This window comes from Sphingobium baderi (assembly GCF_001456115.1).
GTDB classification, from domain to species: Bacteria; Pseudomonadota; Alphaproteobacteria; order Sphingomonadales; family Sphingomonadaceae; genus Sphingobium; species Sphingobium baderi_A.
The window spans coordinates 3,719,509-3,732,691 of sequence record NZ_CP013264.1 but is presented as its reverse complement, the minus strand read 5'-3'; the positions used below and the strand labels follow the sequence as shown (position 1 = coordinate 3,732,691).

Annotated in this window: 7 protein-coding genes and 1 tRNA gene; 3 read left to right on the top strand and 5 right to left on the bottom strand. The window is 64.3% G+C overall.

Annotated elements, in window-relative coordinates; translation table 11 throughout:
* Positions 1-58: 58 nt before the first annotated feature.
* Complete coding sequence (locus tag ATN00_RS18230) at positions 59-2,062, top strand: TonB-dependent receptor family protein (RefSeq protein ID WP_062067370.1); 2,004 nt, start codon at positions 59-61, stop codon at positions 2,060-2,062.
* 55 nt (positions 2,063-2,117) lie between these two features.
* Positions 2,118-3,740, top strand: coding sequence for an NAD(P)/FAD-dependent oxidoreductase (locus ATN00_RS18225; RefSeq protein WP_062067367.1), 1,623 nt, complete (start codon positions 2,118-2,120; stop codon positions 3,738-3,740).
* 12 nt (positions 3,741-3,752) lie between these two features.
* Here the strand turns inward: ATN00_RS18225 and ATN00_RS18220 are convergent, their stop codons facing one another.
* From ATN00_RS18220 to ATN00_RS18210, 3 genes are all read right to left on the bottom strand, one after another.
* Positions 3,753-4,718, bottom strand: a complete 966-nt coding sequence (locus ATN00_RS18220) for a hypothetical protein (RefSeq protein ID WP_062067364.1) — start codon at positions 4,716-4,718, stop codon at positions 3,753-3,755.
* Positions 4,719-4,788: 70 nt separating this feature from the next.
* Positions 4,789-5,397: a class GN sortase gene (locus ATN00_RS18215; RefSeq protein ID WP_062067361.1), complete on the bottom strand. Its 609-nt coding sequence runs from the start codon at positions 5,395-5,397 to the stop codon at positions 4,789-4,791.
* Positions 5,394-7,517 (bottom strand): marine proteobacterial sortase target protein, encoded by a 2,124-nt coding sequence (locus ATN00_RS18210; RefSeq protein WP_062067358.1) that lies wholly within the window; start codon positions 7,515-7,517, stop codon positions 5,394-5,396. Before ATN00_RS18210 ends, ATN00_RS18215 begins: the two co-directional genes overlap by 4 nt.
* A gap of 178 nt (positions 7,518-7,695) precedes the next feature.
* Between ATN00_RS18210 and ATN00_RS18205 the strand changes: the two genes are divergently transcribed.
* Positions 7,696-8,451, top strand: coding sequence for a helix-turn-helix domain-containing protein (locus ATN00_RS18205; protein ID WP_062067355.1), 756 nt, complete (start codon positions 7,696-7,698; stop codon positions 8,449-8,451).
* A gap of 74 nt (positions 8,452-8,525) precedes the next feature.
* Here ATN00_RS18205 and ATN00_RS18200 read toward each other — a convergent pair.
* A tRNA-Gln gene (locus ATN00_RS18200) sits at positions 8,526-8,599 on the bottom strand.
* A 290-nt stretch (positions 8,600-8,889) separates the two neighbouring features.
* Positions 8,890-13,146: a DNA-directed RNA polymerase subunit beta' gene (gene rpoC, locus ATN00_RS18195; protein WP_062067353.1), complete on the bottom strand. Its 4,257-nt coding sequence runs from the start codon at positions 13,144-13,146 to the stop codon at positions 8,890-8,892.
* Between the last annotated feature and the right edge of the window lie 37 nt (positions 13,147-13,183).

Genomic DNA, 13,183 nt, shown 5'->3' with positions numbered 1-13,183 from the left:
TGAGGCCATGACCTGACGCGCCGCTTTACGCTCATGTTTTCAGAAGGTTTCCCTTTCCATGACCCATTATTTCCGCGCCCGTGGCGCGTCGCTCTGCGCGATTGCCTGCGCTCTTTCCGCCGTTCCGGCTTTTGCCGATGAAGCTGATCAACGCATCATCGTCACCGCCAGCCCGATCATAGAAGAAGCCGCGGCCAAGGTTGCCCGCACCCCTGGCGGCGTGGATGTCATCGCGGCCGAAGACTATCAGGACAAGCTCGCCGTCTCCCTGCGCGATGCACTGAGCTTCTCGCCCGGCGTCTATACCCAGCCGCGCTTCGGGCAGGAGGTCCGCATCTCCATCCGTGGTTCTGGCCTGTCTCGTGGCTATCATATGCGCGGCCTGACATTGTTGCAGGACGGCATCCCGATCAACAGCGCCGACGACAATGGCGATTTCCAGGAACTCGACCCGCAGGTCTTCCAGCATATCGAGGTCTATCGCGGAGCCAACGCCCTGCGGCTGGGTGGATCGACGCTGGGCGGCGCGATCAACGCGGTCACGCCGACCGGACGAAACGCGCCCGGCATCGACATGCGGATCGACGGCGGCTCCTTCGACACGGTGCGCGGCAAGCTGGCCTATGGCTATGCCGATGATCGCGCCGACGCATGGGCCGCCATCACCGCCGACCGCTCCGATGGCGACCGCGACCATGGTCGCCGCAAGGCGCTGCGCTTCAACGGCAATGTGGGCTTCCGGCTCAGCGACACGGTCGAAACCCGCTTCTACGCCAGCGTCCAGAGCATCCGCCAGAAATTGTCCGGGGCATTGACGGAGGGCGATGCGCTCGACCATCCGGCCAAGGGCAATTCCACCGGCGATCAGGCGCGCAATATCGATTCGATCCGGCTCCAGAACCGCACCACCGTCCAGATCGGCGGCGGCCAGATCGCGTTCGGCGTTTTCTACACCGCCAAGGAACTCTATCACCCCATCTATCAGGTGATCGACCAGAACAGCGATGATCGCGGCGTCTTCGCCAGCCTCGACTGGGCAGGCGACTTCGCTGGAATGCCGGTGGAAATGACGCTGGGCACTCAGGCGCGCTTCGGCAGGACCATCGCCAAGCAGTTCGTCAATAACTCCGGCAAGCGCGCCGCGCCGACCGCCTATGCGATCCAGAAGGCGCAGACGATCAACAGCTATGGCGAGTTGCGCGTCGCGCCTGTCACGGACCTGTGGTTGATCGCGGGCGGCCTCTACACCCATGGCGCGCGCAAGATCGACAACCGTTTCCTGCCCGAACGCAGCGGCAAGGCGGATTTCGACACATTCGCCCCGAAGTTCGGCCTTCTCTATGCGCCGGCGAGCACGGTGCAGGTCTATGCGAACTACAGCCGCTCGGTCGAACTACCCGGCTTTGGCGAACTCAGCCAGACGCCGGTGGGCGGCGCGCCCGGTTTCACGCCTGTGGGCGCGCAAAAGGCATGGACGGCGGAGATCGGCACGCGCGGTCGCATCGGCATGGCGGCATGGGATGTCAGCCTTTACCGCGCCACGCTGAAGGGCGAAATGCTGCAATATAATGTGCTGGCGGGCACCTATCCCGCCGCCACCTTCAACGCCGACCGGACGCGGCACCAGGGTATCGAAGCGGGGCTGGATCTGACGCTGGCGCCATGGGCGACGCTGCGGCAGATGTATCAATATAGCGACTTCCGTTTCCGCCACGATGCGATTTATGGCGACAATCGCCTGCCGGTGGTGCCGCGCCATTTCTATCGCGCCGAACTGCGGCTGGGCACGGATCGCGCCAGCATCTCCCCTTCGGTCGAATGGGCGCCGCAGGGCGCATGGGTCGACTATGCCAACACGAAGAAAGTTGACGGCTATGCCATGCTGAACCTCAGCGCGCAGGCGCAGGTGAGGGACGGCGTGACCTTTTTCCTCGACGCCCGCAACCTGACGCAAAAGCGCGCCATCGGCGACATCAGCGCCGTGGTCCAATATATGGGGCAGGCGAGTTTCTATCCGCTGGAAAGGCGCGCTTTCTATGGCGGCATCCGCGCCCGCTTCTGATGCATGAAGGGGCAGCGGTTCCCTTTCCCGCCCGCATCCATTAGGGGGCATCCTCATGTTGCGCCTTTCGGGACTGAAGCTGCCCCTCGACCACCCGGCCGAGGCGATGCCCGCCGCCATTTGCGAGCGCCTCGGGATCGCGGCGCACGAATTGCTGAACCACGTCGTCGTTCGCCGCAGCAATGACGCCCGGCGCAAGAATGCGATTCAGCTCGTCTACACCGTCGACGTGGAACTGACCGACGAAGCGGCAGTGCTGGCGCGCTTCGACAAGGATCATGACGTTCGCCCACGCCCCGACACGGACTATAAGTTCGTGACCAAAGCGGTCGAAGGCTGGTCCGGCAAGCGCCCCGTCGTCATCGGCGCGGGGCCGTGCGGCCTGTTTGCGGGCCTGATCCTCGCGCAGATGGGGTTCCGCCCGATCATCCTCGACCGGGGCAAGGTGGTGCGCGAACGCACCAAGGACACGTGGGGCCTGTGGCGGCGCGGCGAACTCAATCCCGACAGCAATGTCCAGTTCGGCGAGGGCGGGGCGGGCACCTTTTCCGACGGCAAGCTCTATTGCCGGGTGAAAGACCCGCGCTTTCTGGGCCGCAAGGTGCTGGAGGAATTTGTCGAGGCGGGCGCGCCGGACGACATTCTCACCGAAGCCCATCCTCATATCGGCACCTTCCGCCTCGTCACCATGGTGGAGGCGATGCGTCGCCAGATCGAGGCGCTGGGCGGCGAATATCGCTGGCAGCACCGCGTCGAAGACATCGAACTGGAACGGCAGGGCGACGGCACGCAGCGCCTGCGCGGCCTGCATCTCCACGGTGGGAGCTTCATCGAAGCGGATCATGTCGTCATGGCGGTCGGTCACAGCGCGCGCCCGACTTTCGAGATGCTGCATCGACGCGGCGTGCATATCGAACCCAAGCCCTTTTCCATCGGCGTCCGCATCGAGCACCCTCAAAGCTGGATCGACCGCGCCCGTTTCGGCCAGTGCGCGGGGCATCCCGCGCTGGGCGCGGCGGCCTACAGCCTTGCCCATCACTGCGCCAATGACCGCACGGTCTACAGCTTCTGCATGTGCCCCGGCGGCCGTGTGGTCGCCGCCACGTCGGAGGAAGGCCGCGTCGTCACAAACGGCATGAGCCAATATAGCCGCGCCGAATTCAACGCCAATTCCGGCCTCGTCGTCGGCATCGACCCGCAACGCGACTATCCCGAAGGCCCGTTGGCGGGCATCGACCTGCAACGCCGCCTTGAATCGCTGGCCTATGTTGCGGGCGGCTCCTCCTACAACGCGCCGGGGCAGACGGTTGGCGATTTCCTCGCGGGCCGCGCATCCACGCAGCTCGGCGAAGTCATCCCGTCCTACAAGCCGGGCGTGACACTGACCGACCTGTCTTCATTTCTGCCCGATTTCGTGCTGGAGGCGTTCCGCGAAGCGCTGCCTGCCTTCGGCCGCCAGATCGCGAATTACGATCATCCGGACGCCATCATGACCGGCGTTGAAACCCGCACATCCTCCCCCATCCGCATCACGCGCGGCAAGGATTTCCAGAGTCTGAATGTCGCGGGCCTCTATCCGGCGGGCGAGGGCGCGGGTTATGCGGGCGGCATCCTTTCCGCCGCGATCGACGGGATCAAGGTCGCCGAAGCCGTCGCCCTGGGTATCGCAGCGCGCTGATCCGGCGCTGTTTCATTGCGGCGTCGTCCGGCCCCCCGATGCACGATAACGGGTCATTTGCGCGTCATAGGCTTCCTGCGCCGCTTTCACGCGCGCCGATTCGGCTTCATAGGCTTCCCGTTCGCGCTGATACTGGTCCTGCGCCCGCTGCGATTCCGCCAGCGCGGCGGCATAGGCGTCCTTTTCCGACTTGATCCGCTCCGCGTCAGCCGCGGCCTTGGCGGCCATGTCGGCATTCAGGCGCAGCCGGTCCGCCCGGTCGGCATCCGGCGCAGGAGCTGGCGTGGTGCCAGCCGCCCTCGCGGCGGCGTCGCCCTTGCCCAGATCGTCAATACCCTTCGCCTTGTCCCACAGCGTCTGCGGAATGGCGTCCGGGCAAGGCGTCACCTCGCCATTGACCGCGATCAGCCGCAGCATCTGCGCCACCTGCATTCCATAGGTATCGGCCTCCGCCCCGGTGGCGATACTGCGCTTGAGCGCGGCGGCCGAACAGGCGGTCCAGCTTTGTGCATTGTCGGGGTCGCTGGTCGATAGCGCCTGATATTTGCGCGCCACATCCGCATCCGCGCCTTCCGCCGGAGCGCCAGACGGCCCCGGATCGATGGCCCGGATCGGACGCGCGGCGGGCGACCCGCCCAATCGCTTCAGCCGTGTGGGCACATTGCCCGCCACATCCTTGAACGCCTCTATGGTCTGGCTATCGATACCCCTGATGCCATAGGTGTAGCCGGTATTGGGGTTGAAGAAGAGATAGGTGTCAGGCCGGTCCGCTCCCGCTGGCTGATAGGGGGAATCCTTGTTCGGTTCCTTTACCATCAGGCCCGTCGCGGTCTTTTCCACGGTGATGCTGTAGCTTCCGCCTTCAAGGACATAGGTGCCTTCCTCCACCGGCGCGGACTGGGCCAGCGCGGCCGATCCAGCGCCCAGCATCATGGCGGTCATCATCCCGGCGATTGCGCGGACAAGGCTTTTCATCATTCCCCTACATTCCCATGTCATACGGACCAGGATGCAGCATAGCATCGGTCGCGGACGGGAACAGGCGCAATCATCTGTCTTCCTCCGCCCATGCCACCATCCGCATCGGTCCATGCCCGCCCGCGCCAAAGGGATAGCAGGTGGTGAGCGCCAGCATGGGCCGCGCCGGATCGCGAGGATAGGCGAAACGGTCCCAGCGCACGACTTCAAACCCCGTGATCCGATAGCGGTGGGCCGTGCCGCTGATCGGCTGGACGTGAACAATGTCGCCCACTTTCGCTCGCGCGAGGAAAGCGAAATGCGTATCGCGATGCGCCGCCATGATGGTGATGCGGTCATGACCCTGTGCGGGGGGCAACAGTGTCGGCCCGAACGCCATGGCCTGCCCCGATCCGCCGGACAGAATCACCTCGCGAACGCCAAGGCGGGGCACGCTGATGCGCGCCATCGGCGCGGTATCCGCCCAGGGCCACGGCTTGACCGGCCGACCCTGCGAGACGCTTTCATCAAAGGCGCGGTCGAGCAATATCTGCGCGGCCCATGCCTTGAGCGGAACCATCGCGCCCCGCGCCATCAGCGTCAGGCCGATTACGCACAGCGCGATCAGCACCGTCCGCTGAAGGACGCGCCCGAAGGCGCGCCCTCCTTTCCTTGCGGTCGAGATCGCAGCGCCGCTCATGCCCGAGCCTCCCGGCGCATCCACACCAACCCGGCAAGGCCGATCAGCAGGCACAGCAGCCCCTGTCCGATCAGCAGGGCATAGCCGGTCGCCGTCTGGGGCAGGTCCATCGCCTCGGCCTGATCGGCGGGCTGCATGTCGCCCTTTGCCGCCGCATGAGTAGCCTGTCCGCCAAACAGCGTGTCGAAATCCCATCCGGCGGGCAGCAGCAACGGCAATTCTTCCCGTGTCAGCCCTACGCCGTCGGGGCGGCTGGGCGTTTCGTCCACCGCGACAAGGCTCGTCTGGCGGGTGACGATGCTGTAGCTCAGGCCCAGTTGCGCGATGGCTTCATCCGCCGTCGCATCATCCGTTTCCCCCGCCGCGCGGGCGGCTTCGACATCGGCAATGCGGCGATTGGCCCACAGCTTTGCGACGGCGGGGCTGTCCACGGCTTGCGACAGGTCCACCCGCTGCGACCAGGGCCGGTCCCCGATCATGCCGGACACGGTGAGCTTGCCCGACAGCGCATCGCCCTTGCCCAGCAGCACCAGCGGCTCCCCGGCATAAAGGTCCGGCAGGCGGCGGGGCGTCAGGTCCAGCGGCGCGCCGTCGACGCTGACTTTCAGGTCGCGCACGACCGGAGCCTTCAGCCGGTCGAGCAGGGCGGTCATCTTCGCCGCGACTTCCTCGCCCGAACCGATATTGGTGTAGGTGCCCCGGCCCGCTTCGGACATGCGGCGCATCAGATAGTTGTTGGGTGCGGACCCGATGCCGACCATGAAGACCCGGCTGCGTCCTCCCTTGGCTGCGATGGCCGCCATCATCTCCTTCTCGTTGGACAGGTCGCCATCAGTCAGGAACACAATCTGCCGCACGGTCCTGGCATCCGCCGGATTGGCATCCTCCAGCGCGGCCTCCAGTGCGGGCAGCATCTCCGTGCCGCCATTGGCCTCCAGTCCTTCGGTAAAGCGCCGGGCAAGCGCAATCTGGTCGGCCGAGGCAGGCACGCTGCGTTCGAACAGGCGGGTCATCGTATCGTCGAAGCGGATGACGTTGAACCGGTCCTGCGGCCCCAGCGTATCCAGCGCATAAAGCAGGCTTTCCTTCGCCGCCGCCATGGACTGCCCACCCATGGAGCCGCTATTGTCGATTACGAACAGCATCTCGCGCGGTGCCGCCGGAGCCTTTGTATCGCGGCTTGGCGGTGTGATCGACGCCATCAGATAGGACTGGCCATCCACCGCCTGCCGGAACAGGCCGATGGTTGGATCGGCGCTCGCGGACCGCCAGCGCAGTTCGAAATCGCGGTCGGCGGGCACTTGTCCATCGACCAGCTTGATCGTCCGCGCCTGCGCCCCGTCCTGCTCCACGGCAATATGATGATACGGGCTGATGAGGTTTGCGGGTACGAAACCGGGATCGAGACGCACGGTGATCGAGACCGGGTTGATCTCTTTCCCCAGCGCCGGATGCGACAGCGGCGCGGTGACATTTCCGGCATCGGCCACGGTGGCCCCGTCCTTCAGCGTATGCGGCGGCACATAGCGCGGCCCAACCACCAGCGGCAGGCGCAGCGCATATTCCCCGCCCAGTTGCCGCACCGGCGCCTGATATTCGATGGCGACCAGCACGGTTTCGCCCGGCCCCACATTGGCGACGCTGTTGCGGAACATATTGGGCCGTTCGGATTCGACTAGCCCCGCCTTCTTCCCTTCCTCGCGCGCCTTTTCGTAGATGGCCCGCGCTTCCTCACGCCGCTTGATCCGGCCGATGATGACGCGTTGGCCGACGACCATCTTCAGGCTGTCGACCGCGCCGTCATCGGGTAGCGGATAGAGATAGGTGGCCTCCATCCATTGGGTGCTGCTGTTGCGGAAAGCCTGCGTCACGCGCACGCGAGCGATCTGGCCGCTGACGCGTACGTCCATGTCGGTGCCCAGCCGCATGGCGGGCAAAGCGGTGGCCACGCCCTTGCCGCGCAGCATCAGCGTGCCGCTGCCGATCGCATCGGGATCGCCCTCCGGCTCGGATGCCGTCAGGCGGCTGGTCAGGAAAATGGCGGCGATCAGGCCGATCAGCAGGAACAGGCCCAGAAAGGCCCGATGCCGCGACCGGCTGGGGAAGGGGAGAGGGGACATGGCAAAGCTCCATCATTAGCGGAGCCTTTCCAATAGGCAGCGGGTCCGCCGCACAGCCATGGGCAATGCAGGCCAGTTTCCGCCTTCTCCGGCGCATCCGTGCGGAACGAAGGAACGGACTTGACGGGATGTGCGGTTTTGTGCGGAATTGTCCGCATCATTTTGTGAAGGGGAAAGCATGTCGGATCAGGCGCAATTGCCTCAGGGGGAAGGGGACGCCATAGCCGACCGCCTGCGCGAGGAACTGGCGCGCCGCCGCATTTCCCGTCAGGCAGTGGCCGATATGGCGCGGATCAGTCTGTCCACGCTGGAAAAGGCGCTGGCGGGCAGTCGCCCCTTCACCCTTGCCACCGTCATCCGCCTGGAAGAAGCCCTCGGCGCCAGCCTGCGCGGCCAGCCGGGCCATGGAGAGGTTGCAACTGCTCCCGGTCTCGCCCCGGATCATATGGGTGCTTACAGCCGCGCCGCTGTCCGCTGGATCGAGGGCGACTATCTTACCCTGCGGGCCAGTTTCGGCACGCCGGGGGGGCTCAACGCCTATCGCACGACGCTGTTCTGGGATGATGCAGCGGGCCATCTGCGCTTTGCGGAATCGGACAGGGCGGACGGTGCCTTCGCGCAGGCGGGGCATGTTTCCATGCCCAATCTGTCGGGTCATACCTATCTGGCGACCAATGAAGCGGGGCAGCATCGCCTCATCATCCTGGGCCGCCCCACCCGCGAAGGGCAGATGTTCGGTCTGCTCACCACGCTTCAGGCCGGTGCCGGATCGCAGCTTGTGCCGGTGGCCTGCCCCGTCGCCTTCGTCCCGCGCGCGCAGTTACCCGATGTGCCGATGGGCGTCCTGACCGCGCAGAGCCCGCATTTCCCTGTCTGTCGCGCCATAACAGACCGCGCCACGAAGGACGATTTCTGCCGCTGGCATGGCGGATAACGCGGCGCGCTTGGCGGGGAATGCAAGAAAATCCCCCATAACAGGCCGCGTTTTCATCTGCTTATATGGGAAAGTGGATGCCCGATGAGGATTCGAACCTCAATTGACGGAGTCAGAGTCCGTAGTCTTACCTTTAGACGATCGGGCATCAGAACGAAGCCATGCTCCGTCCGGAGAGGCGCAAATAGGCTTGGTTTTTGGTCAGGTCAAGGGGTTCTGAAACCCATCAGACCTAGTTTCCGCAACGCGGTTTGACCGACCTTTGCCACGCCGAATGGCCGAGGCAGGAAGGGCGGATATTGTCAGGCCGATCAGGTCCATCTCCGGTAGCCCGGTGATAAGTCCCCTTGCCCATACGTTCGGGCTGTTTACAAACTGCGTCATTCCCAAATGAAAAGGGGCCGCTCTCCCGGTGGAAAGCGGCCCCTTTCTGATGGTTCAGTCCATATCCTGTGTGGTGAAGTCCTCACCCTGGACAGCGCCCAGCGGATCGTCGCCGATCGCCGCTTCGGCACCCTGCGCCAGTTCAGCGGCATGTTCCTGCGCGGCGGTCTTTGGCGCGATCAGGTCGACCTGGCTTGAAGCGCGCAGCGCGGCTCGCAGCGCCGCGTCACGCGACGAGGCGGCAACGCGCATCCGGTTCATGCCCGCACCCGTGCCCGCCGGGATCAGGCGGCCGACGATGACGTTTTCCTTCAGACCGACCAGCGTGTCCTTCTTACCCTGAACCGCCGCTTCCGTGAGGACGCGGGTGGTTTCCTGGAAGGACGCGGCCGAGATGAACGAACGGGTCTGGAGCGACGCCTTGGTGATGCCGAGCAGCACCGGCTTGCCAGCCGCGGGCGCAAAGCCCGGTGCCAGCTTGGCGTTGATCTCGTCCATTTCCTCGCGGTCGACCTGCTCGCCCACCAGCAGCGTGGTGTCGCCGGACTCGATGATCTCGACCTTCTGCAGCATCTGACGAACGATCGTTTCGATGTGCTTGTCGTTGATCTTCACGCCCTGCAAGCGATAGACTTCCTGGATTTCCGCGACCAGATATTCGGCCAGCGGCTCGATGCCGAGCACTTCCAGAATGTCGTGCGGATCGGGCGAACCACCGATCAGGTTATCGCCGCGCTTCACGAAGTCGCCTTCCTGAACGTCGATCACCTTGCTCTTGGGGATCAGATATTCGACCGGCTCGCCGCCATCCTCGGGATTGATGGCGATCTTGCGCTTCGCCTTGTAATCCTTGAGGAACTGGACGCGGCCCGACACCTTGGCAATGATCGCATTGTCCTTGGGCTTGCGGGCTTCGAACAGTTCGGCGACGCGCGGCAGACCGCCGGTGATGTCGCGGGTCTTCGCGGCTTCGCGGGAGACACGCGCCAGCACGTCACCGGCCTGCACCTGCGCTCCGTCATCGACCGACAGCGTAGCACCCACCGCCAGCATGTAGCGGGCGGCCTCGCCGGATTCGTCATCCAGCAGAGTGAGGCGCGGACGCAGATCCTCCTTCGTGCGGGCGGCGCCACGGAATTCCGTGACCACGCGCTGCGCGATGCCGGTGGCTTCGTCGGTCTGTTCGGTCAGCGTCTTGCCGTCGATCAGATCCTGATACTTCACGACACCCGGCTTTTCGGTGATGACCGGCATGGTGAAGGGATCCCACTCGGCGAAGCGGTCGCCCTTCTTCACGGTGTCGCCATCCGCGAACAGGATGGTGGCGCCGTAAGGCAGGCGGTGCGTTTCGCGTTCGCGGCCTTCGGAATCGATGATCGCGATCTCGCCATTGCGGGCGAGCGACAGGCGGCGACCCTGCTTGTCGGTGATGGTCGGCATGTCGCGCAGCTCGATCGTGCCGTCCGACATGGATTCCAGGTTCGACGTTTCGTTGAAGTTCGCCGCGCCGCCGATGTGGAAGGTCCGCATGGTGAGCTGCGTGCCCGGCTCGCCGATGGACTGCGCCGCGATGACGCCGACCGCTTCGCCGATATTGACCGGCGTGCCGCGAGCAAGATCACGGCCATAGCATTTCGCGCAAACGCCCATCTTGCTTTCGCAGATCAGCGGACTGCGGATCTTCACCGCCTGCGTGCCGATGGCTTCGATCTCAGCCACGAGAGGCTCGTCCAACAGGGTGCCGACCGGCACCACGATGCGGCCGTCCTTCGTGTCGACGATATCCTCGGCCGTGGTGCGGCCCAGGATACGCTCGCCAAGCGAGGCGATGACGCTGCCGCCCTGGACGATCGCCTTCATCTCCAGCGCCTTTTCGGTGCCGCAATCCTCTTCGACGATGGTGCAATCCTGCGACACGTCGACCAGACGGCGGGTCAGGTAGCCCGAGTTCGCCGTCTTGAGCGCGGTGTCGGCCAGACCCTTGCGGGCGCCGTGGGTGGAGTTGAAATATTCAAGGACGGTGAGGCCTTCCTTGAAGTTCGAGATGATCGGCGTTTCGATGATCTCGCCGCTCGGCTTGGCCATGAGGCCGCGCATACCGGCAAGCTGCTTCATCTGGGCCTGCGAACCACGCGCACCCGAGTGCGCCATCATGTAGATGGAGTTGATCGGGGCCAGGCGGCCGGTCTGCGGGTCCTTGGGCTGGGCGCGGATTTCGTCCATCATGGCGTTCGCGACCACGTCGCCGCAACGGCTCCAGGCGTCGATCACCTTGTTGTACTTTTCCTGCTGGGTGATCAGGCCGTCCTGATATTGCTGTTCATAATCAGCCACCAGCGCCTTGGTTTCCGCAACGGTTCCTTCCTTGGAATCAGGGATGACCATGTCGTCTTTGCCGAACGAGATGCCCGCCTGGAACGCGTGGCGGAAGCCCAGCGCCATGATCGCGTCGGCGAACAGCACCGTGTCCTTCTGGCCGGTGTGGCGATAGACCTGATCGATGACGTCCCCGATTTCCTTCTTGGTGAGAAGGCGGTTGACGACGTCGAAGGGCACCTTGTGGCTCTTGGGCAGGCACTCGCCCAGCAGCATGCGGCCGGGCGTCGTCTCGAAGCGCTTCATATACTGATTGCCGGCTTCGTCGGTCTGCGGCACGCGGCTGGTGATCTTCGTGTGCAGCGTCACTGCCTTGGCGAAGAGCGCCTGATGCACTTCCTGCATGTCGGCCAGCAGCATGCCTTCACCCGGCTCGCCTTCGCGTTCCATGGACAGGTAATAGATACCCAGCACCATGTCCTGCGAGGGGACGATGATCGGCTTGCCGTTCGCGGGGCTGAGGATGTTGTTGGTCGACATCATCAGCACGCGCGCTTCCAACTGGGCCTCAAGGCTCAGGGGAACGTGCACGGCCATCTGGTCGCCGTCGAAGTCCGCGTTGAACGCCGAGCAGACCAGCGGGTGAAGCTGGATCGCCTTGCCTTCGATCAGCACGGGTTCGAACGCCTGGATGCCCAGACGGTGGAGTGTCGGCGCACGGTTCAGCATGACCGGATGCTCGCGGATCACTTCGTCCAGGATGTCCCAGACTTCCTTGCGCTCCTTCTCGACCCACTTCTTCGCCTGCTTGAGGGTCATGGACAGACCCTTGGCGTCAAGCCGCGCGTAGATGAAGGGCTTGAACAGTTCGAGCGCCATCTTCTTGGGCAGGCCGCACTGATGCAGCTTGAGTTCCGGGCCCGTCACGATCACCGAACGGCCCGAATAGTCGACGCGCTTGCCGAGCAGGTTCTGGCGGAAGCGGCCCTGCTTGCCCTTGAGCATGTCGGACAGCGACTTGAGCGGACGCTTGTTCGCGCCGGTGATGACGCGGCCGCGGCGGCCATTGTCGAACAGGGCGTCGACGGCTTCCTGCAACATGCGCTTTTCGTTGCGGACGATGATGTCCGGCGCGCGCAGTTCCATCAGCCGCTTCAGGCGGTTGTTACGGTTGATGACGCGGCGATACAGGTCATTGAGGTCCGACGTCGCGAAGCGGCCGCCGTCCAGCGGCACCAGCGGGCGCAGTTCGGGCGGGATGACCGGCACCACGTCCAGGATCATCCATTCCGGGCGATTGCCGGATTCCAGAAAGCTCTCGACGACCTTCAGGCGCTTGATGATCTTCTTGGGCTTGAGTTCCGACTTGGTGGTGGCCAGCTCGTCGAGCAGCGCGACCTTCTCGCCTTCCAGGTCGAGGTCCATCAACATCTGCTTGACCGCTTCCGCGCCGATCCCGGCGGTGAAGGCGTCCTCGCCATATTCGTCCTGCGCGTCGAGCAGTTCGTCCTCGGTCAGAAGCTGGAACTTCTCCAGCGGGGTCAGGCCCGGCTCGGTGACGATGTAGCTTTCGAAATAGAGCACGCGCTCAAGCTGCTTGAGCTGCATGTCGAGCAGCAGGCCGATGCGGCTGGGCAGCGACTTCAGGAACCAGATATGCGCGACCGGCGCGGCCAGTTCGATATGGCCCATCCGCTCGCGGCGGACCTTCGACACCGTGACTTCGACACCGCACTTTTCGCAGACGATGCCCTTGTACTTCATGCGCTTGTACTTGCCGCACAGGCACTCATAATCCTTGATCGGACCAAAGATGCGCGCGCAGAACAGGCCGTCGCGTTCGGGTTTGAACGTGCGGTAGTTGATGGTTTCCGGCTTCTTGATCTCGCCGAAGGACCAGGACCGGATGCGCTCGGGCGAGGCAAGGCCGATCTGGATCTGGTCGAAGGTCTCCGCCTTCTGGACGGGGTTCGCGAAGTTGGTCAGTTCGTTCATAATTCAAGTCCCTCTAGAGGGTAAATTTGGGAGCTGC